This is a genomic window from Leclercia sp. LTM14 (assembly GCF_023736175.1).
GTDB classification, from domain to species: Bacteria; Pseudomonadota; Gammaproteobacteria; order Enterobacterales; family Enterobacteriaceae; genus Enterobacter; species Enterobacter barmai.
In genome coordinates this window covers 436,424-460,245 of record NZ_JAIKTT010000001.1, presented here as the reverse complement: position 1 = coordinate 460,245, position 23,822 = coordinate 436,424, and the positions used below count along the sequence as shown (strand labels likewise).

Below are 23,822 nucleotides of genomic sequence, written 5' to 3'. Positions count from 1 at the left end.
AATGAATATCATAAAAACAAAATTAAATGGTCTTTTAATAATTGAACCAAAAGTGTTTGGTGATGAACGTGGTTTCTTTTATGAGACATATCACGAACAACGCTATAAAGACGCTGGAATTAAAGATAGTTTTGTTCAGGACAATCGCTCCCGTTCCACAGGTAAAGTGCTACGTGGTTTGCATTTTCAAAAACGAAAGCCGCAAGGTAAATTAGTAACGGTCACTGCTGGTACAGTTTTCGATGTAGCGGTAGATCTACGTGAAAACTCTCCAACTTTTGGTCAGTATGAATCAATTATTCTTTCGGGCGATAATAAGCTCCAGTTTTATATCCCGCCTGGTTTTGCCCATGGGTTTTGCGTTTTGAGTGACATCGCTGATTTTCAGTATAAGTGCACGGATTTTTATGATCCTAATGACGAAGGAGGAATTATTTGGAATGATAATTCTATAAATATTGATTGGCCGGTTACGAAACCAAATTTGTCTTTAAAAGATAAGGAACTTCCTTCATTCGAAGATGTTTGTAATCAATTGAAAATTGGACAGTAAATGAGTCTATATACTGTAGTTGGCGGAAATGGCTTCATTGGAAGCGAAATCGTAAAACATCTCCATTCTTTGAAAAAAGATGTATGGATTCCTGAAAGGAACGAACCAAATATTTTTTCAAAAAAATTAGGCACTTTAATTTATTGCGCAGGTAGTGGTGATTGTCAACTTAAACCGTTCGAAGTCTTGACGGCCAATTGTTTATATCTGTCTGAAATTCTTCAACATGCTGACTTTGACCACTTAATATATGTTTCTTCCTCGAGATTATATATGAATGGGGATGGAAGTGATGAAACGAGCGATTTGATTATCAGGCATGATGATAACCGTCGTTTGTTTAATCTAACGAAATTAGTTGCGGAAGAACTATGTTTTAAAAGTGGTAAGCCTTTTACTATTGTGCGCCCAAGTAATGTTTATGGGGTAGCACTAAAAAGCTCCTTGTTTTTACCCTCAATAACCCGCAATGCGATAGTCAATGGGCGCGTTGATATGTTCGTTGATAAAAACTATGAAAAGGATTATGTCTCAGTTTCTGATGTGGCAGAAATTATAATTAAATTATGTAATAATAAAGAAGCTCAAGGGAAAATAATTAATATTGCCTCAGGGGTAAATATATCATCAGAACAGATTGCCAGCATGCTTATTCATTACACTAACTGCGTCGTGTATTGGAATGAAAATGGTGCGTCAAAAGAAATATTCCCTGTTACAGATATTACAATGCTAAAAAAATAGCCCCCGAATATAACCCTCGTTCTGTCCTGTCTGATTTGGCAGACATGATTCAATTATTCAAAAGTGAACTACAAATTAAATCATGAAACATGTGGTTAGAAAAAAGGATGTACTATGGGGGTACCTCTCTCAATTTTTAAGTATTGCATCTAGTTTACTGCTGCTACCATTTATTCTTAGGTTTTTGGGGCAAGAAGAAATAGGACTATGGTATGTTTTTGTTGCTCTTGCGGGTCTCGTGCAGCTTTTAGAGTTCGGTCTATTACCTACTGTTTCAAGATTTATCTCTTATGTATATTCTGGTGCCAAAGATATAAGTTATAATAAAACACCAAAATGCACAGATGAACAGATAAATCCTGAGCTTCTAAATAATTTAATAATAGCGGCGAGACAAATTTATTTTAAAATAACAGGTCTCGCGCTTGTTGGGATTTTGCTATTTGGGAATATATATTTGTATACCTTGCACACAACTCTTGATTATATCTACGTAATGAGTTGTTGGACTCTATATGGTATAAGTATATGTATTCAATTATATTTTGGATATTATAATTCAATTTTAAAAGGAAGAGGCGATCAAACAGTTTTAAATAAAGTTATAGTATTAACGAAGTCTGTACTTCTGGCTGTCAGCATCCCCTTGTTAATAAGTGGTCAGGGATTGATATCCCTTGCAATAGGGTCGGTCTTCGCAGTAATCATCGATAGATGGATTATAACCAAGTGTGTCTACAACAATGATCATTACATTGTTAAAAATTATATTCCTATTGAAGTATCAAAAGAATTAAAAAAAATTGTCTGGCAAAGTGCCAAAGACATGGGAATAGTTCAATTAGGCAACTTCCTGTGTGTCAGAGGTAGTGTCCTCATTGTCTCAAGCTTCATTGGATTGAAAGCTGCTGCCGCTTATGGATTGACGGTACAAGTAACAATGGTAATAGTCATTGTCGCCTCTATGTTGTTTGGTCTTAATTTACCTCGCATGACTTCTGAACAGGCATTACAGAAGTATTCATCTGTTAAGCGTTTATTTAAAAAATCATTATTGACAGCTAATGTTATTTATATCATTTCAGCTTTTTCACTGGTTTTACTTGGTAATTTTCTTTTAAAATATATAACACAGCAAACACAGTTTTTGCCTACAGAAATGCTGGTATTATATTTGGTTTGCGGTTTACTAGAAATGAATTACTCCCTATGTACTTCATATTTAACAACAAAAAACCAGATTCCATTTGTTAAAAGCATGATAATAACTGGAATATCAATTATTTTGCTTTCTTTTGTGGCTACTTATTATGTAAAGGCGGGGTTGTTAGGCGTGATATTATCACAATTATTTGTGCAGTCACTTTATAATAACTGGAAATGGCCTCTAACTGTTTATCAGGACCTAAGAAATGTCAACAGCTGAAGTTGCAATTATTGATTTGCTTAGAAAGAATGAAGAGCATTATGTTTTTAACTCTTTAACAATTAAAGCTATTAGTGAAGTAAATAAGACTACTGTTTGGTTATCTGATGATGCAACATTAATTGACGAATTAAAATCAGATGTTAAAGTCAATAAAATTAACGTCATGAGAACTAAATTATACTTCTGGCTATATTCAACTTTTCATCTGGCAATCATTTTATTTAAGTTGCCTAAAAAATAAGTTCAGTTTTTATATTGTCTGCTACGCCTCTTCAATACACTATATTAAGTGTTTTGAGCTTAATTATAAGGCCAAAGATTTTTCTTTATATGCACGGAGAGCTTGGTTATTTAAAAACACCATTTGGCTATGGACAGAAATTAGGAAGGCTTTTTATTAAATTGGGTTTTAGCTTTGGTAATGTAAAATTTATTTGTATTAGTTCATCAATACATGAAAGTTTGTCACAGCTTTTCGTAAGTCGAACATTTTATTATGTACAACATCCTATATTGACGCATCAAAAATTGCTAAAAAGTACAAAGGATATAAAGTTTGGGAGTTTTGGAATTCAAAGTAAAAATAAAGGCAGTGACAGGATTTATGAGCTCGCTACTTATCTAAGTTCAATGCATCTAAAATGTTTAAGGTTGATAACAGTAGGTGTAAGTGATGGAGGATTCATTTATGATAAAAGCCCAAATGTTCAACATTTATGCAAAGGGTATCTTAAAGAATCATTGATAAGTAAAGATGAATTCTATAATAATGTCCAGCAAATAGATATCGCACTTATATTTTCTGGCCAGTCAACAATTTCTGAGACGCCATATGACTTGGTTTCAAGCGGTGTTTTTGCGGATTGCATTGCTTTTGATATGCCTTTCATAGCTATGCGAAACAAACAGTTGTCGCATTATTTTGAAAGATATGGACAATTTGGTTTCCTGTGCGATTCGGTAAAGGAAATGGCTGATGCAGTTCAGGAAATGGCACAAAATAGAGAACTTCTTGATAAATTCAAAGAGGTGTTAAGTAAAGTTCGCGAAGACTTTAAATTTGAAAATTATAAAGCAAGAATCGCAGAGATTATGCATAATGAATAAGATTTCAAAGTATATGGTGTATATTTACATTGCGCCAATCATCGTGTCACTATATTTTATATATAATACTGGATACCTGCTCGGTGATTTTAGAAGTTATTCCTATTACTTAGATTTCACTGAAGCTGCTAGTATTTTGTTTTTTTACATACTGCCATTGCTTTTTATATATTGCATGATCAAAGTATTTGGGCGTATTCATATATATGATTGTGGGAATCAACGACTGGATATTATCTTTTTTAGATTGTTGATGCTAACTGGTATCATTACTTTATTATTTGGTGCTAATCAGATTGGGCAGGTTGCACAAACTGGGTTTTCCGGTTTAATGATAAAAATTGCAAGTAAGTTAAACCCTTTAGCGATGCTGCCATTACTCACTTTCTCAGCAATATCACACCGAAAGTTTATAGTAAGCGTGTTAATTGTGATCTTTTTTTCTTACATGCAACGTTCCTTGCAGGGGATATTCATTAGTATTTTATGCCTTGGTGCGTATTACATTATTAATAACAAAATAAATAAAATTACGCTGAATATTTTATTTGTACTCCCACTAATTTTTATAGGTCCATTACTTGATTTAATAAGCTATGTATATACGCTAAGAAATGAAATGCGTGGGGTGGCATTCGATTCTAATGAAATATTGTCTCTTGCTATTGGTCGGATATCGACAACATCGTCTTTGATTGAAATTCTGCACAATAATTACAATAGTCAATCCGTTTCTGATTTCTTTAGTCTGGGAATAATGCTCGAAAGATTGCTGGGAATTACTCTCTTTGATACGATCTCACCTTCAAATATATTCAATTTGGCAATCGTAGGGCAAGATGCAGGATATAGTATATTTATGGGCATGCCTGGTTTTTTAGCTTTTCTTCTGCAAGGAGAAATGATTAGTTTTATATTTAACTCTATAATAATATCACTAGTACTTGTAAGTATCTATTTGCTAATTCCTGTTTTCAACAGGCGTTACAGAATAGTCGCTTTTTTCCTCATCATGTACTTATCTTTTTTGTCATTTGATATATGGGAAATATCTATTGCCTTCCAAACTGTTGTACTCTGGCGCATAATTTTGTTATTTAATAAACTCAGCTTTAGAAGGATATAATGAAGAGTATTTTATTTATAATACCATCAATGTCTCCTGCCGGTGGTATTGAAAGGGTAATATCAACACTTGTTAATAAACTCTCGGAGCTTTATGAATGTGATGTACTCACTTTTGACAATAAAGAATATTTTTACCACGTTGATAAACATGTTGGTCGGTATACCTTAAATCAAAAACTAAATCTTGATATGAATCATAGATGGAGGCGTTTGATACAAGTCGGTACAAACTTTTTGATATCAGTGTTTAAGCTAAAAAGTTTTTTTTCGACCAAATACTACGACTATGTCTATGTAACACACCCTTTGGTCCATTTAATGCTACTGCTTGCTGGCGTAGAATCGAAAAAAATAATCATAAGCGAACATGGCGCACGTAATAATTATAATAAAATATATAGATTCATTCGAAAAATTTCGTATAAACATTGTCATGCGTACTGTTTGCCGACTAAAAGTGATTATGCTTTTTATAAGGAAATGGGTTTTCCGGTACGGTATACGCCTCACTATAAACCTAACTTAAAATATAGAATGCATGCTGACAATGTTAGAACTGTTTTGTGCGTGGGACGACTAACACCAGATAAACAGCACTTGCTTTTACTCGATATCTGGAGAGAGTGTATAAATCAACTACCAAAAGGATGGTTGCTTCATATAGTGGGTGATGGTGAACTTAAACCAGATATCGAGAAATTTATTATAAGCAATAAACTTGAAGATAGTGTTAAATTAAGTAGTTCTGTCCGGGATGTATCAGAATTATATTATAACTCCTCTATTTTTGTTTTGACTTCACGTAGTGAAGGCTTTGGAATGGTGTTACTTGAGGCCATTTCTTTTGGCTTACCTGCTATTAGCTTTAATTGCCCTTCAGGCCCAATAGATATAATCAATGATAAAAATGGCTTTTTAATTGAAGATGGTAATCGAGATTTATTCAAAAATAAGTTAATTGAGTTGGTAAATTCAGGCGGGTTGCAGGATAGCTTAAGTTCGGGTGCTTATAAATCAGCACAGCAATGGAATGACGATAAAATAACAGAGTATTGGCAGGATATTTTTAAATGAATTTATCAGTGGTTATACCTGTATACAATGGTGCAAAAACAATTGTTAATGCAGTTAAGTCCGTAGTTGAACAAAAAAAACCTGCTGACGATTTTAATATTGAAATCATAGTTGTTAATGATGGTTCTGTGGATAATACGCTACAGGTTTTGAATGAATATGTCCGGACTCATCAATTACAGAATGTTTCAATTTATACAACTGCAAATGGTGGAGTCTCCCATGCCAGAAATTATGGAATAAAGAAATCGAGATATGATTGGATTGGTTTTCTTGATGCTGATGATATTTGGTGTAATAATAAACTCGAAATACAATATAAATATCTTACAGAATCTTGCGTTGAACCGGTTTTTATAGGTTCTGCACGCAATCAAGAAGTTCTTTCTTTATGTGGTCAAAAAATTACTTCGTTGTATAAAGCACGTTTAATAGATCTACTCATTAAAGTTTTTCCGCAAACATCTACAGCACTGGTGCGCAAAGATATGATAATGAATTGCGGACTATACGACACTAACATGACACATAGCGAAGACGCAGATTTATGGGTGCGCATTTGCGCCCGTGGTGGTAATTTTTATTACCACCCTGAATCTACGGTTTCAACAGGTTCCGGAAAACATAATTATGGTGACTCTGGTTTATCAGCAAATTTAAAGTTAATGGAAAAAGGGGCCTGTTATATGTTGCACAAGACTCGTAAACGCGGAGATATATCATTTTCAGTTTACGTTCTCTTGTATATATTCTTTAAAATAAAGTATTTAAGACGTTTAATTATAGTCAAACTTAGGGGATGAAATGTTTTTCAAAATCAAATGGTTATTTTCAGCATTATTTTTATCTCTCTTCTTAAAAAAATTAAATTCCCTACGTTTATTGCATTTCCGGTTTTTTTTAAAGGTCTGAATCGCGTTTCCATTGGAAAGCATGTACGTATTTTTCCTGGCTGCCGGTTAGAAACTCATGGTGATGGTGAAATAATTATAGAAGATGATGTTTCATTAGCCCAAAATGTTCATATTACCTCCGGGACTAAATTAGTTATCAAGCAGGGAACACTAATTACTGCTAATGTATATATAACTTCTATTGACCATAATTATGAAGAAATAGGTGTGCCAATTCCACGGCAGAGTCACAAATATAGAGAAACTATCATTGGCAAAAATTGTTTCATTGGAATGGGTGTTGCAATTCAGGCTGGTACAATTCTTGGTGAACAATGCATTGTTGGTGCGAATTCTGTAGTGCGAGGAACCTTCCCTGATTATTGTGTAATTGCTGGGGTTCCTGCAAAAATAATCAAAATATATAATAAAGAGTCTGGAGAGTGGGTTCGTGTTTAAGTTTAAAAAAGCTCTAGTTTTCTGTCCAAAATTTTTTCATATGATGTTGAAATAAAAAAGGCAATTGAGAGCCAAGGCTATGATGTTGAGTTGCATGATGAACGTCCTTCCACGAATATATTTATTCGTGCTCTTATCAGGCTTGGTTATAATAGTATTTTGAATAAAAAGATCGAAAGTTACTATTTGAAGATTTTGAATAAATTGATCGAGCCAGTGGATTTTCTGATCATAATTAGCCCGGAATGTATTACGCCTGAAATGCTTAGAAAGTTTAGAGAAAAATGCAGTTATATAGTTGTTTATATGTGGGATTCTTTTAAGAATAAGCCCCAGGCACTTAATTTAATACCCTTTTCCGATGCGTTTTACACTTTTGATTCAGATGATGCGGAATTATATAATATTAAATTTAAGCCGCTTTTCTATTCAAATGCTTATAAGATTGATGAATTGAGTGCACGCCCACAGTACGACATATCATTTATTGGAACTGTCCACTCATTAAGATACGAACAAGTAAAAAAATATGTAGTGGGTTTAGTTGTTATGTGTTTTTTTATTGCCCGAGTTATATGGTTTTCTTATTTAAGAAATATATTACTCGTGAAATTAAAAGAGTTTCGCTTGAAGATGTTTCATTTAGCTCTCTAAGTAAAAATGATGTTGTATCGGTAGTTGCCAATTCAAGATGTATCTTAGATATATCTCATCCTTTGCAACAGGGGTTGACCATGCGCACTATAGAAACATTGGGGGCGAAACGTAAACTAATTACAACAAATAAAAATATCTTGCATTATGATTTTTATAATGAAGACAATATACTTGTAATTGATGAGTCAGTTACAACTAAGCAAATTGAGAGCTTCCTGCAAAAAAATTATAAAGCATTAACGGCAGAGTTATATAATAAATATTCTGTTAGTTATTGGGTTAAAGATTTCTTGAGAGATAATTAATGAAGATTATTCCTGTAGTCATGGCTGGCGGTAGCGGTTCCCGACTGTGGCCACTTTCACGTTTGACTTATCCTAAGCAATTTTTAACGCTTGAAGGTGAGCAAACTATGCTTCAGCAAACAATTTCACGACTAAGTAAGCTTGAGGTTGAATCTCCGGTTGTTATTTGTAATGAAGAGCATCGATTTATTGTTGCTGAACAGCTTAGGCAAATAAATGCTCTTAAAGAAATCATACTTGAACCCGTTGGTCGCAATACTGCTCCTGCAGTTGCATTAGCAGCAATTCAGTGTTTAAAAGATCTTGCTGATAATGAAGATGTGCTTTTATTAATTTTGGCGGCAGACCATATAATTAAAGATAACGCTGCATTCATTAACGCCATTAAGACGTCTACATCCTATGCTATAGATGGCAATTTAGTTACTTTCGGCATTGAGCCTTCCACGCCAGAAACAGGTTTTGGTTATATACAGGCGGGTGTTGATATAAGCAGCGGAGGAGTTTCTGGCGCCTTCAAAGTTAATGCCTTCGTTGAAAAACCAGAACAAGCAGTAGCAGAAAGTTTTTTATCTGACGGCGGATATTATTGGAATAGTGGAATGTTTATGTTTGGTGCTCGGAAGTATCTTTCTGAGTTGCACAAATTCTGCCCTGATATTTATGATTCTTGTAGTAAAGCGATACAGTCGCCTGACAAGGATCTGTGCTTTATCCGCATTGATCATGATATCTTTTCTCATTGCCCTGATCTTTCTATTGACTACGCCGTGATGGAACATACAGCCAATGCCGTTGTTGTACCGATGAGTGCGGGTTGGAGTGATGTGGGATCATGGTCTTCATTATGGGACATTAGCGATAAAGATGAACGCGGAAATGTCTTAATTGGTGATGTTATAATTCATAATAGTTCAAGCAATTATGTCCATGCACAATCAGGACTTGTGACTATGCTTGGTGTCGACGATTTAATTGTTGTTCAAACTAAAGATGCCATCTTAGTAACCAAACACGATGCCGTCCAGGACGTTAAAAAAATCGTTGAAGAGCTGAAAACGGCCGGTCGTAGTGAATACAAAATTCATCGTGAAGTTTATCGACCATGGGGGAGATGTGACACTATTGATACTGGTAAACGGTATGAAGTTAAAAGGATTGAAGTAAATCCAGGCGAAGGTATCTCTCTTCAAACACATATTCATCGATCAGAGCATTGGGTTGTCGTTGCTGGTACTGCGAAAGTAACGCTGCAGGATAAACAGTTCTTACTTGGTGAAAATGAGTCTGTGTACATTCCCGCAGGAGCGCAACATTGCCTTGAAAATCCAGGTAAAATCCCACTAGAAATTATTGAGGTTCGTTCTGGTCCTTATCTTGGGGACGATGACATCGTTCGCATAGCTGATCGATATGGTCGAGTTTAATTTGCACACTATGAAGACATTATTTTGTTTTAAAGCCTACGACATTCGCGGCAAGCTGGGTGAAGAGCTGAACGAAGACATCGCGTGGCGCATTGGCCGCGCGTACGGCGAATATTTAAAACCACAGACCATTGTGCTGGGCGGCGACGTACGCCTGACCAGTGAATCTCTGAAGCTGGCCCTGGCGAAAGGGCTGCAGGACGCGGGCGTGGACGTGCTGGATATCGGCCTTTCCGGTACTGAAGAGATTTACTTTGCCACCTTCCACCTCGACGTTGACGGCGGTATCGAAGTCACCGCCAGCCACAACCCGATGGACTACAACGGGATGAAGCTGGTACGTAAGGGCGCGCGTCCTATCAGCGGTGATACCGGCCTGCGCGACGTGCAGCGTCTGGCGGAAGTTAACGATTTCCCGCCGGTGAATGAGGCGAAGCGCGGTAGCTACAAAAAAATCAACCTACAGAAAGATTATATCGACCACCTGCTGGGCTACATCAACGTTGCAAACCTGAAGCCGCTGAAGCTGGTGATTAACTCCGGTAACGGCGCGGCTGGCCCGGTGGTGGACGCACTCGAAGCACGCTTTAAAGCATTGAACGTGCCGGTAATCTTCGTCAAGGTGCACAACACCCCGGACGGTACCTTCCCGAACGGTATTCCTAACCCGCTGCTGCCTGAGTGCCGCGACGATACCCGCAACGCGGTGATTGAGCATGGCGCGGATATGGGCATCGCCTTTGACGGCGATTTCGACCGCTGCTTCCTGTTCGACGAAAAAGGGCAATTCATCGAGGGCTACTACATTGTCGGCCTGCTGGCTGAAGCGTTCCTCGAGAAAAACCCGGGCGCGAAGATCATTCATGATCCGCGTCTTTCCTGGAACACCGTCGACGTGGTGTCGGCAGCAGGCGGCACGCCGGTGATGTCCAAGACCGGACATGCCTTCATCAAAGAGCGCATGCGCGAAGAAGACGCCATTTACGGCGGAGAGATGAGCGCCCACCACTATTTCCGCGATTTTGCCTACTGTGACAGCGGGATGATCCCGTGGCTGCTAGTGACCGAACTGCTATGCCTGAAGAGGAAAAACCTGGGCGAGCTGGTACGTGACCGTATGGCGGCGTTCCCGGCGAGCGGGGAGATCAATAGCAAGCTGGCGCAACCAGCCGAGGCTATTGCCCGCGTTGAGCAGCACTTTGCAATTCACGCGCTGGAAATTGACCGTACCGACGGCATTAGCATGGCGTTCCCGCAGTGGCGGTTTAACCTGCGCTCGTCCAATACCGAGCCTGTGGTACGCCTGAACGTGGAATCCCGCGCTGATACTGCTCTGATGGAAGAGAAGACGCAAGAAATTCTGGCTTTGCTGAGAAAGTGAGAGTATGCCGCTAGTGATTTTCTGGCGGCTTGACTGTACCCGGATTATGCAATCAGTGTGACATAGATCAGCAAAAGCTATTCATGTCACCTAATACTGAGTTAACATCTCAACCACATTTCAAGCCGCGCATAAGCCGTGGTGACCACACCTGACAGGAGTATGTAATGTCCAAACAACAGATCGGCGTTGTCGGTATGGCAGTGATGGGGCGCAACCTGGCGCTGAACATCGAAAGCCGTGGTTATACCGTCTCCGTTTTCAACCGCTCCCGTGATAAAACTGAAGAAGTGATTGCCGAGAATCCAGGCAAAAAACTCGTTCCTTTCTATACGGTTCAGGAGTTTGTTGAATCCCTGGAAACGCCTCGTCGTATCCTGTTAATGGTGAAAGCAGGCGCCGGCACCGATGCTGCCATCGACTCTCTGAAGCCGTACCTGGAAAAAGGCGACATCATCATTGATGGCGGCAACACCTTCTTCCACGACACCATCCGTCGTAACCGCGAGCTTTCTGCTGAAGGCTTCAATTTCATCGGTACAGGTGTTTCCGGCGGTGAAGAGGGCGCACTGAAAGGTCCATCCATCATGCCTGGCGGTCAGAAAGACGCTTATGAGCTGGTTGCGCCTATCCTGACTAAGATTGCTGCCGTTGCTGAAGACGGTGAGCCGTGCGTGACCTATATCGGTCCGGACGGTGCGGGTCACTATGTGAAGATGGTTCATAACGGTATCGAATACGGTGATATGCAGCTGATCGCAGAGGCCTATTCTCTGCTGAAAGGCGGCCTGAACCTCACTAACGAAGAGCTGGCGCAGACCTTCACCGACTGGAACAACGGCGAGTTGAGCAGCTACCTGATCGACATCACCAAAGACATCTTCACCAAGAAAGATGAAGACGGTAAATATCTGGTCGATGTGATCCTTGATGAAGCGGCAAACAAAGGTACCGGTAAATGGACCAGCCAGAGCTCCCTGGATCTGGGCGAGCCACTGTCACTGATCACTGAATCCGTCTTCGCGCGTTATATCTCTTCCCTGAAAGAGCAGCGTGTGGCGGCTTCTAAAGTGCTGACCGGACCGCAGCCGAAAGTGGCAGGTGATAAAGCTGAATTCATCGAGAAAGTGCGCCGTGCGCTGTATCTGGGCAAAATCGTCTCTTACGCTCAGGGCTTCTCACAGCTGCGCGCTGCGTCTGACGAGAACAACTGGGACCTGAACTACGGCGAGATCGCGAAGATCTTCCGTGCCGGTTGCATCATCCGTGCTCAGTTCCTGCAGAAAATCACCGATGCTTACGCTGAAAATGCGGACATCGCTAACCTGCTGCTGGCTCCGTACTTCAAGCAAATCGCTGACGATTACCAGCAGGCGCTGCGTGACGTCGTGGCGTATGCGGTACAGAACGGTATTCCGGTTCCAACCTTCTCCGCAGCCGTTGCTTATTACGACAGCTACCGTGCGGCCGTACTGCCTGCCAATCTGATCCAGGCGCAGCGTGACTACTTCGGCGCGCACACCTATAAGCGTACTGATAAAGAAGGTGTGTTCCACACTGAGTGGCTGGATTAATCTGATTTAACTCAGTCATGTAGCGAAGCCCGGTGAACATCACCGGGCTTTTTTTATGCGTAATCCCCTGCATTACCTCGCCTGATTCATCCGACAGGTTATACTGCAGCATAAATCACTGTAATCACGCCTTTCTGCAGCCAGCCATTCGCCTTGACATCAACTCAGCATACGAGGTAAAAACCCCAAAAGTTGCTTATTGCGGTGGGGCGGTCGTCGCTCCCGGACACTCAATCTAAAGAAGTTAACTCAATGAAAATAACAATCTCCGGAACAGGTTATGTGGGTCTCTCCAACGGGATCCTGATTGCACAGCACCACGAAGTGGTCGCACTGGATATCGTGCAGGCCAAGGTTGATATGCTTAACCAGAAGATCTCCCCAATTGTAGATAAAGAGATCCAGGATTACCTGAGCAACAAGCCACTGAACTTCCGCGCCACGACGGACAAAGTTGATGCCTACAGTGGTGCGGATTTTGTCATCATTGCGACGCCAACTGATTACGATCCTAAAACCAACTACTTCAATACTTCCAGTGTAGAAGCGGTGATCAAAGACGTAACGGCGATTAACCCAAATGCCGTGATGATCATCAAATCAACCATTCCTGTTGGCTTCACTCAGTCGATCAAAGAAGAGCTGGGTATCGATAATGTCATTTTCTCACCAGAATTTTTGCGTGAGGGCAGGGCATTGTACGATAACCTGCACCCATCCCGTATCGTCATTGGTGAGCGCTCAGAGCGTGCGGAACGCTTTGCTGCGCTGCTGCAGGAAGGCGCTATCAAACAGAACATTGATGTGCTGTTTACCGATGCGACGGAAGCGGAAGCCATCAAACTCTTTGCTAACACCTATCTGGCAATGCGTGTCGCCTACTTTAACGAACTGGACAGCTATGCAGAGAGCCTGGGGCTGAACACTCGTCAGATCATCGAAGGCGTCTGCCTCGATCCGCGTATCGGTAATCACTATAACAACCCATCCTTCGGTTACGGTGGCTATTGCCTGCCGAAAGACACCAAGCAGCTGCTGGCAAACTATCAGGCGGTACCGAATAACTTAATCTCTGCGATTGTAGATGCGAACCGCACGCGTAAAGACTTTATCTCCGACTCCATTCTGGCGCGTCAGCCGAAAGTAGTGGGTGTGTACCGTCTGATCATGAAGAGCGGCTCGGATAACTTCCGTGCGTCCTCCATTCAGGGGATTATGAAGCGTATTAAGGCGAAGGGCGTCCAGGTTATTATTTATGAACCGGTGATGAAGGAAGATGAATTCTTCCATTCACGCGTGGTTCGCGATCTGGATGCCTTCAAAAAAGAAGCGGATGTGATTATCTCCAACCGGATGGCGGAAGAGTTGTCTGACGTGGCGGATAAGGTCTATACCCGCGATCTGTTTGGCAGCGACTGATTATGCTGTAAAAGAAAAAAGCCCGGCGATAATGCCGGGCTTTTTTTTAAACCTTATAGAAGTCGCGATACCAGTCAACGAAGTTCTTCACGCCGTCTTTCACCGATGTCTGCGGCTTAAAGCCGATGACCTCATACAGCGCAGTCGTATCCGCACTGGTCTCCAGGACGTCGCCTGGCTGGATCGGCATCAGATTTTTGTCCGCTTCGATGCCTAAGGCCTCTTCCAGCGCCGTGATGTAGTCCATCAGCTCAACGGGTGAGCTGTTACCGATGTTATAGACGCGATAAGGCGCTGAACTGGTGGCCGGGGAACCTGACTCCACCGTCCACTGGCTGTCAGCCTGTGGGATCACATCCTGCAGGCGAACAATTGCCTCGGCGATATCATCGATGTAGGTGAAGTCGCGCTTCATTTTACCGAAGTTATAAACATCGATGCTCTTGCCTTCAACCATGGCTTTGGTGAATTTAAACAGCGCCATATCCGGACGGCCCCACGGACCGTATACGGTAAAGAAGCGCAGGCCGGTGGTCGGCAGGCCGTACAGATGGGAGTAGGTGTGCGACATCAGCTCGTTGGCTTTTTTGGTCGCGGCGTAGAGCGATACCGGGTGGTCTACGGAATCATCGGTCGAGAAAGGCATTTTACGGTTCAGGCCGTAAACCGAACTTGAAGAGGCGTACAGCAGGTGCTGCACCTTATTGTGGCGACAGCCTTCCAGCACGTTCAGATGACCAACCAGGTTGGCTTCTGCGTAAGCGTGAGGATTATCCAGGGAGTAGCGCACGCCTGCCTGGGCGGCGAGATGAATGACGCGATCGAATTTTTCATCGGCGAAGAGCGTGGCCATGCCTTCACGGTCAGCCAGATCGAGCTTATGGAAGGTAAAGTTCGCGGATGTCAAAAGATCAAGACGCGCCTGCTTCAGGTTCACATCGTAATAGTCATTGAGGTTGTCGATACCTACAACCTGATGCCCGGCATCCAGGAGCCGCTTGCTGACATGTGCGCCGATAAAGCCCGCTGCGCCAGTGACCAGAAATTTCATAACTGTCCTCATCTGTTACTTATCATGTCCGGTGCGTTAAGTACCGGATTTGGGGTATGATAACGCGATGCGCAGGGTTACCAAACATCATATTTTCGATATCGCTCATCGGATTCCTATAGATAATCCGAAAACAATCGATAAACTATATCTCAAACTTTATTCTTTGCGCTTATTTGCATTCTAAGGACTATATGACTCACAACAACAATAACGTGGTCACGCGAAGCAGTGACCCTGAGCAGATTGATTTGATTGATCTTGTTGTCCAGCTGTGGCGGGGAAAATGGATCGTTGCTGCGTTTATCGCCCTCGCACTGATTCTTGCTGGAGTGTACCTGGCTTTTGCCAAAGAGAAGTGGACGTCTACCGCAATTATTACCCAGCCCGATGCAGCCCAGATTGGTGGTTATAGCAACGCGCTGAACATTCTCTACGGTGCTAATGCGCCGAAATTAACGGATATTCAGGAGAGCGTGATTACCCGTTATAACGCCTCTTTCTCCGCATTGTCCCAGACGCTGGAAAACCAGGACATTCCTGAAAAGCTGATCATTGAACAATCAGTGAAAGGCCAGCCTTTGCCGTTGAGCATCAGCTACGTAAATGGTTCGGCTGAAGCGGCGCAAAAGCAGGTGGCGAAATACATTCAGCAGGTAGATGAGCAAATTCAAAAAGAGCTTGAAGTTGATCTCAACGACAACATCAAGCAGCAGGTTCTGACCCTGAAGGACGTTCTGGGTAACCAGGAGACCATTGCTCAGGAGCAGAAAGACCTGCGTATCAGACAGATTACCGAAGCGCTGAAGTACGCCGAGGCGGCAAACATTACGACGCCTAAAATTCAGCAGACCCAGGATGTAACGCAGGAGACGATGTTCCTGTTAGGTACCGAAGCGTTGCAATCCATGATTGCCCACGAGTCTTCGCGTCCTCTGACGCTGTCCGATAGCTACTACCAGAATAAACAGAAGCTGCTGGATATTCAGAAGCTGAAAATCGATCCGACCTCTATCCATGCCTATCGCTACGTGATGAAGCCAGATCTGCCGATCCGCCGTGACAGCCCGAAACGTTCAATCGTGCTGATCCTCGCGGTACTGCTCGGCGGCATCATCGGCTCCGGTGTGGTGTTAGGCCGCAACGCGCTGCGCAACTACAACGCCAGAGCCTGATACAGGTTCAAGAGCTGAAAAAACCGGGTTTCCCCGGTTTTTTTATTTGTGTCGCTGACGCAGATTCTCAATCACCGTTGTTAAATCCAGCTCCTGATCCTGCAGCAGCACCAGCAGGTGATACATCAGGTCAGAGGCTTCATTCGTCAGCTCGGCCCGGTCGTTCACGGTGGCGGCCAGGGCTGTCTCCACGCCCTCTTCACCAACCTTCTGCGCGATGCGCTTGGTGCCGCTGGCATAGAGCTTCGCAGTGTAGGAGCTCTGCGGGTCAGCGGTTTTGCGTTCCGCCAGCAGTTGCTCCAGCTGATACAGGAACAGCCACTGGTGGCTGGCGTCGCCAAAGCAGCTGCTGGTGCCGAGATGGCAGGTTGGCCCGATAGGGTTAACCAGCACCAGCAGGGTATCGTTATCGCAGTCCGGGGTGATGCTCACCACATTCAGAAAATGGCCGGAGGTCTCGCCTTTGGTCCACAGACGCTGTTTGGTGCGTGAGAAGAAGGTCACTTTGCCGCTGTCGAGGGTCTTCGCCAGGGCGTCCTGATTCATATAGCCCAGCATCAGCACTTCACCGGACACCGCGTGCTGCACCACCACCGGCATCAGGCCGTCGGTTTTTTCCCAGTCCAGCTGCGCACGTTGTTGTTCTGTTAACATACCCTGATCTCCACGCCCTGATTCACCAGGAACGTTTTTAACTCACCAATATTAATAATTTGCTTGTGGAACACCGAGGCCGCCAGCGCGCCGTCAACGTCGGCATCGCGGAAGGCTTCCAGGAAATGCTCCATTGTGCCTGCGCCACCCGAGGCAATCAGCGGCACGTGGCATACTTCGCGCACTTTTTTCAGCTGCGCCAGGTCATAGCCGTTACGCACGCCGTCCTGGTTCATCATGTTCAGCACGATCTCTCCCGCACCGCGCTTCTGCACTTCCTGCACCCAGTCCAGCGTCTCCCATTGGGTCACGCGGGTGCGGCTCTCGTCGCCGGTATACTGATTGACGTGATACTTGCCGGTAGTCTCGTCAAACCAGGTATCGATCCCGACCACAATGCACTGCACGCCGAAGCGGTCCGCCAGGCGGGTGATCAGCTCGGGGTCGGCCAGGGCAGGGGAGTTAATGGAGATCTTATCCGCGCCGAAGGAGAGAATTTTGGCCGCATCTTCCGCCGATTTAATCCCGCCCGCCACGCAGAAAGGTATGTCGATCACTTCCGCGACGCGCGCGACCCAGCTTTTATCCACCACGCGTCCATCGCTGGAAGCGGTGATGTCATAGAAGACCAGTTCGTCAGCCCCTTCTTCCGCATAGCGTTTAGCCAGGGGAACGATATCACCGATGATTTCGTGGTTGCGGAACTGCACGCCTTTCACGACCTGTCCATCACGCACGTCGAGACAAGGAATTATCCGTTTTGCCAGCATTGAATCGCCTCCGTCACAGTAAATTTTTCTTCCAGCAGGGCGCGACCAACGATAACCCCACGAACGCCCGTACCACGCAGGGCCGCGATATCATTTAAATCACCAATACCGCCTGAGGACTGGAACGCCACCTGCGGATAATGGGCGCAAACCTCTTCGTACAGCGACACGTTAGAGCCCGCCAGCGTGCCGTCACGGGATATATCGGTGCAGAGGACATGCTTCAGCCCCTCCGGCAGATAGAGATCCACCAGTGCTTCCAGCGTCACGCCGGAGTTCTCCTGCCAGCCGCTGACCGCAACCTGTTTTTGTCCCTGGTCATCGATACGCACGTCCAGCGCCAGCACCAGCGCGTCGGCACCGAAGCGTCTGAACCAGCCTTTTACCGTCTCCGGATCTTTTACTGCCGTAGAGCCTACCACCACGCGCGCCACGCCCGCGTCGAGCAGCGCCGCCACGTCCTCTTCTGTACGCACGCCGCCGCCAACCTGGACCGGGACGTTCACGCCCGCGACCAGTTTTTTCAGCAATGGGATCTGGCGTCTGGCAGGATCTTTCGCGCCGGTCAGGTCAACCAGGTGCAGCACTTCTGCACCCTGAGCGGCATAGTCCTGCAGCCGTGGCAGCGGATCGTTGCCATAGTCGCGTTGCTGGCCGTAGTCGCCCTGGTGAAGACGGACAACCGTGCCGTCAATTAAATCTAAAGCGGGAATAATCATTACATCTCCAGGAAGTTTTTCAGCAGCTGCGCCCCTGCGGCACCGGAACGCTCCGGGTGGAACTGCACGCCGTAGAAGTTATCTTTCTGCACTGCGGCGGTGAAAGGTTCACCGTAGTGGCACTGGGCGATGGTGTGGGCGTTAACCGGCATCGCATAGCTGTGCACGAAATAGAAGTACGCCCCGTCCTCGATCCCGCGGAACAGGCGATCGCCCGCCTTCGGATAGACGCGGTTCCAGCCCATGTGCGGCAGCGGCAAACCGTGATCGGTCATCTTTGGCACGTCTTCATCGATAATGCCCAGCAGATCCACTCCGTTAGACTCTTCACTGCGACGGCCCAGCAGCTGCATCCCCAGACAAATCCCTAGCACCGGCTGGGTACAGGCTTTAATCAGCTCGACCAGCTCACGCTGGTGGATCTGATCCATCGCCGCCTGCGCCGTACCGACGCCCGGTAAAAAGAGTTTGCTGGCGCGCAGGACCACATCCGGATCGCGGCTGACCAGCGGGTCGTAGCCGTGACGGGCGATGGCGGATTTTACGGAGTTAAGGTTGGCGCAGCCGGTATCGAGGATCACCACGTTCATTACAGCACTCCTTTTGACGACGGCAGGGTATCGCCTTCCACGCGAATGGCCTGGCGCAGCGTGCGGCCAAAGGCCTTAAACAGGCTCTCCACGCGGTGGTGATCGTTCTTGCCTTTGGTTTTCAGGTGCAGCGTCAGGCCCATGGTATAGGAGAGGGAGCGGAAGAAGTGCTCAACCATCTCGGTGCTGAGGTCGCCCACGCGCTGGTAGGTAAAATCGGCTTTATATTCCAGGTGCGGACGGCCAGAGATATCCATCGCGCAGCGGGCCAGGCACTCGTCCATCGGCAGCACAAAGCCAAAGCGGTTGATCCCGCGCTTGTCGCCCAGCGCCAGCTTCAGCGCTTCGCCCAGCGCCAGGCCGGTATCTTCCACGGTGTGGTGATCGTCAATGTAGAGATCGCCTTTTACGCCGATCTCCATGCGGAATCCGCCGTGGGTGGCGATCTGATCCAGCATATGATCGAAGAAGCCGACGCCGGTGTGGATCTTGCTCCCGCCTTCCCGATCCAGCCACACCTTCACGTCAATCTGCGTCTCTTTGGTGTTGCGCTCAACGTGGGAGAAACGGTCGCGTCTGGTCAGTTGCTCGCCAATCATCGCCCAGTTGAGGGTATCGCGGTTGTAGCGCAGGCCCGCGATGCCCATGTTGGTGGCCAGCTCAATGTCGGTGGCGCGATCGCCAATCACGTAGCTGTTGGCTTTATCCAGCGCCGCTTCGGCGAGGTACTGCTCAACCAGCTTCACCTTCGGCTTACGGCAGTCGCAGTTGTCTGCGGGTAAGTGCGGGCAGATCAGCACTTCATCAAACGCCACGCCCTGAGAAGAGAGGATCTGCATCATCAGATCGTGCGGACCGTCAAAATCGGCCTGGGGGAAGCTGTCGGTGCCCAGACCGTCCTGATTGGTGATCATCACCAGCTTAAAACCGGCCTTCTGCAGCTTAAGCAGCACAGGAATAACGTCGGCTTCAAACGCCAGCTTGTCGAAACGATCGACCTGAAAGTCCGTGGGTGGTTCTGAAATGATGGTGCCGTCACGATCGATAAAGAGGTACTTCTGGCTCATACTTTCTCCGCATTCAGGGCGTCGATAACGCGCTGGCTCTCTTCCCGGGTGCCCACGGAGATACGTAAGCAGCCACTCAAAGAGGGTTGTTTGTTCTGGTCTCTAAGGATAATGCCCTGATCCCACAAAGATTTAAATACTGCACTCGAGGCGGTGAAGCGCGCCAGAATATAGTTGGTTTCTGACTCGAAAACCTGCTCAACGCAGGCGATGTTTTTCAGCGCGCTGACGAGATACTCGCGCTCGGCAACGATCTGCGCCACCCGAGCGCGCATGGCGGTAATTCCCGCTGGCGCAAGGGCCTGAGCAGCGATATCCGCCACCGGGGTCGAGAGCGGATAGGGCGCAATCACCTTCATCAGCAGATCGATCACCTCTTTATTCGCCAGCGTAAAGCCGCAGCGCAGCCCGGCAAGGGCAAAGGCTTTTGACAGGGTACGCAGGATCACCAGGTGCGGATACTCAGCCAGCCACCCGGCCAGCGTCGCCTGCGGGCAGAACTCAATATAGGCTTCATCGGCGACCACCAGGGCTTTGCCGCGGGTCATCTCCAGCAGGGCGCGAATGTCCTGGGGGTTAATCAGCTGGCCGGTGGGGTTGTTCGGGCTGCAGACAAACACCACCTTCACGCCGTCGAGATTATCGGCGATACCCTGCAAATCGAGCTGCCAGTTTTCAAGAGAGGGCACCTTGCGCAGCTCAACGTTGAAGGTTTCGGCGCTCACGGTGTACATCCCGTAGGTCGGCGGGCAGTAGAGCACCGCGTCCTGGCCCGGCTCGCAGAAGGCACGGATCAGCAGTTCGATACCCTCATCTGCGCCGCGACTTACCAGCACCTGCTCCGGTTGCACGCCAGCATAGGCGGCGTAGTTTTCGATCACCGCTTTCGGCTGGCACTCCGGGTAGCGGTTCAGCGTCTGCTGGGTCAGCTCAAAGGCGACAGGCGTCGGAAATTCATTGGCGTTCAGCCAGACATCGCCATTGCCCCCCAGGCGGCGGGCAGACTGATACGGGGTCAGGGCGCGAACGTTCTCGCGGGCTAACTCTTCAATATTCATGCTTGCTCCTTCAGGGCGGCAACGCGCAGCGTCACGGCATTTTTGTGGGCGGTGAGACGTTCGGCGGCGGCCAGCGTTTCAATGGTGGCCGCCAGGCTGGCAAAGCCCTCGCGGGAGAGTTCCTGCACGGTCATGCGCTTCTGGAAATCCGCCAGTCCCAGGCTGGAGCAGGTCGCGGTATAACCGTAAGTAGGCAGCACGTGGTTGGTGCCGGAGGCGTAATCCCCTGCGGATTCCGGGGACCAGTCGCCGAGGAATACCGAACCGGCGCTGGTGATGCTGTCGACCAGTTCACGGGCGTTGCGGGTCTGAATGATCAGGTGCTCCGGGCCATACAGGTTAGAAATGGCGATGCACTGGTCAAGATCCCGCGCCACAATCAGGCGGCTGGCAGAGAGCGCCTGACGGGCAGTTTCTGCCCGGGGCAGATCCGCGAGCTGGCGTTCCACGGCTTCGCCGACCCGTTTTGCCATATCCGCATCCGGCGTCAGCAGGATCACCTGTGAATCCGGGCCGTGTTCGGCCTGGGAGAGCAGGTCAGAGGCTACGAAATCTGGCGTTGCACCGCTGTCGGCGATGACCAGCACTTCCGACGGACCGGCCGGCATGTCGATGGCCGCACCGTCCAGCCGCTGGCTGACCTGGCGCTTGGCTTCGGTGACGAAGGCGTTGCCCGGGCCAAAAATTTTATCCACGCGCGGAACGGATTCGGTACCCAGCGCCAGCGCCGCGATGGCCTGTGCCCCGCCAACCTTGTAGACCTCCTGCACGCCGCACAGCTGAGCGGCATACAGAATTTCATCGGCAATCGGCGGCGGCGAGCAGAGCACCACTTTCCGACAGCCGGCGATACGGGCAGGCGTCGCCAGCATCAACACGGTAGAGAAGAGCGGGGCGGAGCCACCCGGAATATACAAGCCCACCGAGTCGACCGGACGGGTCACCTGCTGGCAGCGTACGCCGGGCAGCGTTTCCACGTCGACGGCGGGCAGTTGCTGGGCGGTGTGGAAGGTATCAATGTTCTGCACCGCAACGGCCATCGCCTGCTTTAATTCATCGCTCAGACGTGCCGCAGCCAGGGCGATCTCCTGCTCGCTCACCTTCAGCGCGCCAACCTCGGTTTTGTCGAATTTCGCGCTGTACTCCCGCAGGGCATCGTCGCCGCGGGCTTTTACATTGTCCAGGATCTCCGCCACGGTGCGGGTGATGCTCTCCGAGGCGGAAATAGCCGGGCGCATCAGCAGCGCGCGTTGTTGCTCTGCGTCGCAGGTGTTCCAGTCGATGAGGGTATTAAAGCTCATATCATTTTCCTTTTACCGGATGCGCATTGCTTATCCGGCCTACTAGACCCGTAGGCCCGGTAAGCGTCAGCGCCACCGGGCAGCAAAAGTGGAATTACTCCATCATCTTCTCGATCGGCAGCACCAGGATAGAGCTGGCGCCCAGCGCTTTCAGTTTTTCCATGGTTTCCCAGAACAGGGTTTCGCTGCTGACCATATGCATCGCCACACGCTGCTGATCCCCTGCCAGCGGCAGAATGGTTGGGCGTTCGGCGCCCGGCAACAGGGCAATCACTTCATCCAGACGTTCGGTTGGCGCGTGCATCATGATGTACTTGGATTCGCGGGCCTGGATCACGCCCTGGATACGGGTCAGCAGGCGGTCAATCAGCTGCTGTTTGGCTTCCGGCATGTCGCCGTCGCGCTGGATCAGGCAGGCCTTGGAGCGGTAAATCACCTCCACTTCGCGCAGGCCGTTAGCTTCCAGCGTTGCGCCGGTGGAGACCAGATCGCAAATCGCGTCAGCCAGACCGGCACGCGGCGCGACTTCAACAGAACCATTCAGCAGGCAGGATTTAAACTGCACGCCTTTTTGATCGAGGTAACGCTTCAGCAGGTGAGGGTAGGAGGTGGCGATACGCTTACCGTTCAGCCGGCCGGCCGTCCCAGGCTTCGTCAGCCGGGGTGGCCAGCGACAGGCGGCAGCCACCAAAGTCCAGACGACGCAGCGTGAAGTAACGCGGGTCTTCGCCCTGCGCGCGGCGGGTCAGGAGCTCTTCTTCCAGCACGTTTTCGCCGATGATGCCCAGATCCACCACGCCGTCCATGACCAGGCCCGGAATGTCGTCGTCACGCACGCGCAGAATATCAATCGGCATATTCTCTGCCAGCGCAATCAGGCGCTGGGTGTGCAGGTTGATTTTTATGCCGCAGCGCGCCAGCAGTTCGCGGGAATCGTCGCTAAGACGACCTGATTTCTGCATAGCTATGCGTAAACGTGAATTATCTAACATTGTCGGTTCCTCATGATCCTGTTGTAACTTGCCTGAATACGGTCCAAAAAAAAGCCCCCGGAAGATGATCTTCCGGGGGCTTTTTCTTGCGCTCATGCACCACTGGAAGATCTGAATGTCTTCCAGCACACATCGCCTGAAAGACTAGTCAGGATGATGGTGATGATGGTGGTGTTTAAATTGAACGCGTGTCATAAAATTCTCGATGAATGCTTATTCATGTGATGTCGTTTAACCTAAACCACTTGCGCTACATAAAGCAAGGGCTTTTTTTATCATTAAATGATTTCATATT

Annotated in this window: 24 protein-coding genes, 1 pseudogene and 1 other annotated feature; of the genes and pseudogenes, 15 read left to right on the top strand and 10 right to left on the bottom strand. The window is 47.1% G+C overall.

Going from position 1 to position 23,822, the window contains the following annotated elements; all coding sequences use genetic code 11:
• Position 1 precedes the first annotated feature (1 nt).
• From rfbC to ugd, 14 genes are all read left to right on the top strand, one after another.
• On the top strand, positions 2 to 553 hold the full coding sequence (gene rfbC / locus K5I40_RS02255) for a dTDP-4-dehydrorhamnose 3,5-epimerase (RefSeq protein ID WP_223073789.1): 552 nt from the start codon (positions 2 to 4) through the stop codon (positions 551 to 553).
• On the top strand, positions 554 to 1,297 hold the full coding sequence (locus K5I40_RS02250; RefSeq protein ID WP_251930994.1) for an NAD(P)-dependent oxidoreductase: 744 nt from the start codon (positions 554 to 556) through the stop codon (positions 1,295 to 1,297). It begins immediately after the preceding gene.
• Positions 1,298 to 1,379: 82 nt separating this feature from the next.
• Positions 1,380 to 2,723 (top strand): O-unit flippase-like protein, encoded by a 1,344-nt coding sequence (gene wzx, locus K5I40_RS02245; RefSeq protein ID WP_223073791.1) that lies wholly within the window; start codon positions 1,380 to 1,382, stop codon positions 2,721 to 2,723.
• Positions 2,710 to 2,967 carry a hypothetical protein gene (locus K5I40_RS02240; protein ID WP_251929498.1) on the top strand — a complete coding sequence of 86 codons (258 nt, stop codon included), beginning with the start codon at positions 2,710 to 2,712 and terminating at the stop codon, positions 2,965 to 2,967. The genes wzx and K5I40_RS02240 overlap by 14 nt, the downstream gene beginning before the upstream one ends.
• 89 nt (positions 2,968 to 3,056) lie before the next feature.
• On the top strand, positions 3,057 to 3,833 hold the full coding sequence (locus K5I40_RS02235) for a hypothetical protein (RefSeq protein ID WP_251929499.1): 777 nt from the start codon (positions 3,057 to 3,059) through the stop codon (positions 3,831 to 3,833).
• Positions 3,826 to 4,959 carry an oligosaccharide repeat unit polymerase gene (gene wzy / locus K5I40_RS02230; RefSeq protein WP_223073793.1) on the top strand — a complete coding sequence of 378 codons (1,134 nt, stop codon included), beginning with the start codon at positions 3,826 to 3,828 and terminating at the stop codon, positions 4,957 to 4,959. The genes K5I40_RS02235 and wzy overlap by 8 nt, the downstream gene beginning before the upstream one ends.
• Positions 4,959 to 6,035: a glycosyltransferase family 4 protein gene (locus tag K5I40_RS02225; protein WP_223073794.1), complete on the top strand. Its 1,077-nt coding sequence runs from the start codon at positions 4,959 to 4,961 to the stop codon at positions 6,033 to 6,035. The genes wzy and K5I40_RS02225 overlap by 1 nt, the downstream gene beginning before the upstream one ends.
• Entirely contained in the window at positions 6,032 to 6,838 is an 807-nt protein-coding gene (locus K5I40_RS02220; RefSeq protein ID WP_223073795.1) for a glycosyltransferase family A protein, read from the top strand. Before K5I40_RS02225 ends, K5I40_RS02220 begins: the two co-directional genes overlap by 4 nt.
• A gap of 18 nt (positions 6,839 to 6,856) precedes the next feature.
• Positions 6,857 to 7,387: a DapH/DapD/GlmU-related protein gene (locus K5I40_RS02215; protein ID WP_251929500.1), complete on the top strand. Its 531-nt coding sequence runs from the start codon at positions 6,857 to 6,859 to the stop codon at positions 7,385 to 7,387.
• 575 nt (positions 7,388 to 7,962) lie between these two features.
• The gene (locus K5I40_RS02210; RefSeq protein ID WP_251929501.1) at positions 7,963 to 8,349 is read left to right on the top strand and encodes a hypothetical protein; all 387 of its coding nucleotides are present in this window, start codon (positions 7,963 to 7,965) and stop codon (positions 8,347 to 8,349) included.
• Positions 8,349 to 9,776: a mannose-1-phosphate guanylyltransferase/mannose-6-phosphate isomerase gene (locus K5I40_RS02205; RefSeq protein ID WP_223073798.1), complete on the top strand. Its 1,428-nt coding sequence runs from the start codon at positions 8,349 to 8,351 to the stop codon at positions 9,774 to 9,776. Before K5I40_RS02210 ends, K5I40_RS02205 begins: the two co-directional genes overlap by 1 nt.
• Positions 9,777 to 9,786: 10 nt before the next feature.
• A complete protein-coding gene (gene cpsG / locus K5I40_RS02200) occupies positions 9,787 to 11,157 on the top strand; it encodes a colanic acid biosynthesis phosphomannomutase CpsG (RefSeq protein ID WP_223073799.1) in 1,371 nt (456 codons plus the stop codon).
• A gap of 167 nt (positions 11,158 to 11,324) precedes the next feature.
• Positions 11,325 to 12,731, top strand: coding sequence for an NADP-dependent phosphogluconate dehydrogenase (gene gndA / locus K5I40_RS02195; RefSeq protein WP_039030246.1), 1,407 nt, complete (start codon positions 11,325 to 11,327; stop codon positions 12,729 to 12,731).
• Between the two features lie 252 nt (positions 12,732 to 12,983).
• The gene (gene ugd, locus K5I40_RS02190; protein ID WP_039030245.1) at positions 12,984 to 14,150 is read left to right on the top strand and encodes a UDP-glucose 6-dehydrogenase; all 1,167 of its coding nucleotides are present in this window, start codon (positions 12,984 to 12,986) and stop codon (positions 14,148 to 14,150) included.
• A 46-nt stretch (positions 14,151 to 14,196) separates the two neighbouring features.
• Here ugd and K5I40_RS02185 read toward each other — a convergent pair whose 3' ends face one another.
• Complete coding sequence (locus tag K5I40_RS02185; RefSeq protein ID WP_138369970.1) at positions 14,197 to 15,201, bottom strand: NAD-dependent epimerase; 1,005 nt, start codon at positions 15,199 to 15,201, stop codon at positions 14,197 to 14,199.
• Positions 15,202 to 15,395: 194 nt separating this feature from the next.
• On the opposite strand from K5I40_RS02185, the gene wzzB reads away from it, so the two are divergent.
• Positions 15,396 to 16,376, top strand: a complete 981-nt coding sequence (wzzB, locus tag K5I40_RS02180; protein ID WP_223073800.1) for an LPS O-antigen chain length determinant protein WzzB — start codon at positions 15,396 to 15,398, stop codon at positions 16,374 to 16,376.
• Between the two features lie 42 nt (positions 16,377 to 16,418).
• Here wzzB and hisIE read toward each other — a convergent pair whose 3' ends face one another.
• The 9 genes and pseudogenes from hisIE to hisL form a co-directional block, all read right to left on the bottom strand.
• Complete coding sequence (hisIE, locus tag K5I40_RS02175) at positions 16,419 to 17,030, bottom strand: bifunctional phosphoribosyl-AMP cyclohydrolase/phosphoribosyl-ATP diphosphatase HisIE (RefSeq protein ID WP_223073801.1); 612 nt, start codon at positions 17,028 to 17,030, stop codon at positions 16,419 to 16,421.
• Positions 17,024 to 17,800 carry an imidazole glycerol phosphate synthase subunit HisF gene (hisF, locus tag K5I40_RS02170; RefSeq protein ID WP_223073802.1) on the bottom strand — a complete coding sequence of 259 codons (777 nt, stop codon included), beginning with the start codon at positions 17,798 to 17,800 and terminating at the stop codon, positions 17,024 to 17,026. Before hisF ends, hisIE begins: the two co-directional genes overlap by 7 nt.
• Entirely contained in the window at positions 17,782 to 18,519 is a 738-nt protein-coding gene (gene hisA / locus K5I40_RS02165; RefSeq protein ID WP_223073803.1) for a 1-(5-phosphoribosyl)-5-[(5-phosphoribosylamino)methylideneamino]imidazole-4-carboxamide isomerase, read from the bottom strand. The genes hisF and hisA overlap by 19 nt, the downstream gene beginning before the upstream one ends.
• The gene (hisH, locus tag K5I40_RS02160; protein ID WP_138369973.1) at positions 18,519 to 19,109 is read right to left on the bottom strand and encodes an imidazole glycerol phosphate synthase subunit HisH; all 591 of its coding nucleotides are present in this window, start codon (positions 19,107 to 19,109) and stop codon (positions 18,519 to 18,521) included. The genes hisA and hisH overlap by 1 nt, the downstream gene beginning before the upstream one ends.
• A complete protein-coding gene (gene hisB, locus K5I40_RS02155) occupies positions 19,109 to 20,176 on the bottom strand; it encodes a bifunctional histidinol-phosphatase/imidazoleglycerol-phosphate dehydratase HisB (RefSeq protein WP_223073804.1) in 1,068 nt (355 codons plus the stop codon). The genes hisH and hisB overlap by 1 nt, the downstream gene beginning before the upstream one ends.
• On the bottom strand, positions 20,173 to 21,234 hold the full coding sequence (gene hisC / locus K5I40_RS02150) for a histidinol-phosphate transaminase (protein ID WP_223073805.1): 1,062 nt from the start codon (positions 21,232 to 21,234) through the stop codon (positions 20,173 to 20,175). Before hisC ends, hisB begins: the two co-directional genes overlap by 4 nt.
• Positions 21,231 to 22,535 (bottom strand): histidinol dehydrogenase, encoded by a 1,305-nt coding sequence (hisD, locus tag K5I40_RS02145; protein ID WP_138369975.1) that lies wholly within the window; start codon positions 22,533 to 22,535, stop codon positions 21,231 to 21,233. The genes hisC and hisD overlap by 4 nt, the downstream gene beginning before the upstream one ends.
• A 94-nt stretch (positions 22,536 to 22,629) precedes the next feature.
• Positions 22,630 to 23,527 (bottom strand): annotated as a pseudogene (gene hisG / locus K5I40_RS02140) (ATP phosphoribosyltransferase).
• A gap of 45 nt (positions 23,528 to 23,572) precedes the next feature.
• Positions 23,573 to 23,696: a sequence feature (His leader region), on the bottom strand.
• Positions 23,672 to 23,722: a his operon leader peptide gene (gene hisL / locus K5I40_RS02135; RefSeq protein ID WP_001364200.1), complete on the bottom strand. Its 51-nt coding sequence runs from the start codon at positions 23,720 to 23,722 to the stop codon at positions 23,672 to 23,674. (Overlaps the previous feature by 25 nt.)
• Between the last annotated feature and the right edge of the window lie 100 nt (positions 23,723 to 23,822).

Bases quoted from the DNA above. Each gene is read 5' to 3' on its own strand.
- K5I40_RS02215 (WP_251929500.1), top strand. From the start codon at position 6,857: ATGGTTATTTTCAGCATTATTTTTATCTCTCTTCTTAAAAAAATTAAA.
- hisIE (WP_223073801.1), bottom strand. From the start codon at position 17,030: ATGTTAACAGAACAACAACGTGCGCAGCTGGACTGGGAAAAAACCGAC.
- wzx (WP_223073791.1), top strand. From the start codon at position 1,380: ATGAAACATGTGGTTAGAAAAAAGGATGTACTATGGGGGTACCTCTCT.
- K5I40_RS02210 (WP_251929501.1), top strand. From the start codon at position 7,963: ATGGTTTTCTTATTTAAGAAATATATTACTCGTGAAATTAAAAGAGTT.
- K5I40_RS02235 (WP_251929499.1), top strand. From the start codon at position 3,057: ATGCACGGAGAGCTTGGTTATTTAAAAACACCATTTGGCTATGGACAG.
- hisB (WP_223073804.1), bottom strand. From the start codon at position 20,176: ATGAGCCAGAAGTACCTCTTTATCGATCGTGACGGCACCATCATTTCA.
- ugd (WP_039030245.1), top strand. From the start codon at position 12,984: ATGAAAATAACAATCTCCGGAACAGGTTATGTGGGTCTCTCCAACGGG.
- hisH (WP_138369973.1), bottom strand. From the start codon at position 19,109: ATGAACGTGGTGATCCTCGATACCGGCTGCGCCAACCTTAACTCCGTA.
- wzy (WP_223073793.1), top strand. From the start codon at position 3,826: ATGAATAAGATTTCAAAGTATATGGTGTATATTTACATTGCGCCAATC.
- hisA (WP_223073803.1), bottom strand. From the start codon at position 18,519: ATGATTATTCCCGCTTTAGATTTAATTGACGGCACGGTTGTCCGTCTT.
- K5I40_RS02225 (WP_223073794.1), top strand. From the start codon at position 4,959: ATGAAGAGTATTTTATTTATAATACCATCAATGTCTCCTGCCGGTGGT.
- rfbC (WP_223073789.1), top strand. From the start codon at position 2: ATGAATATCATAAAAACAAAATTAAATGGTCTTTTAATAATTGAACCA.
- K5I40_RS02220 (WP_223073795.1), top strand. From the start codon at position 6,032: ATGAATTTATCAGTGGTTATACCTGTATACAATGGTGCAAAAACAATT.
- hisF (WP_223073802.1), bottom strand. From the start codon at position 17,800: ATGCTGGCAAAACGGATAATTCCTTGTCTCGACGTGCGTGATGGACAG.
- K5I40_RS02185 (WP_138369970.1), bottom strand. From the start codon at position 15,201: ATGAAATTTCTGGTCACTGGCGCAGCGGGCTTTATCGGCGCACATGTC.
- gndA (WP_039030246.1), top strand. From the start codon at position 11,325: ATGTCCAAACAACAGATCGGCGTTGTCGGTATGGCAGTGATGGGGCGC.
- hisD (WP_138369975.1), bottom strand. From the start codon at position 22,535: ATGAGCTTTAATACCCTCATCGACTGGAACACCTGCGACGCAGAGCAA.
- hisC (WP_223073805.1), bottom strand. From the start codon at position 21,234: ATGAATATTGAAGAGTTAGCCCGCGAGAACGTTCGCGCCCTGACCCCG.
- cpsG (WP_223073799.1), top strand. From the start codon at position 9,787: ATGAAGACATTATTTTGTTTTAAAGCCTACGACATTCGCGGCAAGCTG.
- wzzB (WP_223073800.1), top strand. From the start codon at position 15,396: ATGACTCACAACAACAATAACGTGGTCACGCGAAGCAGTGACCCTGAG.
- K5I40_RS02250 (WP_251930994.1), top strand. From the start codon at position 554: ATGAGTCTATATACTGTAGTTGGCGGAAATGGCTTCATTGGAAGCGAA.
- K5I40_RS02205 (WP_223073798.1), top strand. From the start codon at position 8,349: ATGAAGATTATTCCTGTAGTCATGGCTGGCGGTAGCGGTTCCCGACTG.
- K5I40_RS02240 (WP_251929498.1), top strand. From the start codon at position 2,710: ATGTCAACAGCTGAAGTTGCAATTATTGATTTGCTTAGAAAGAATGAA.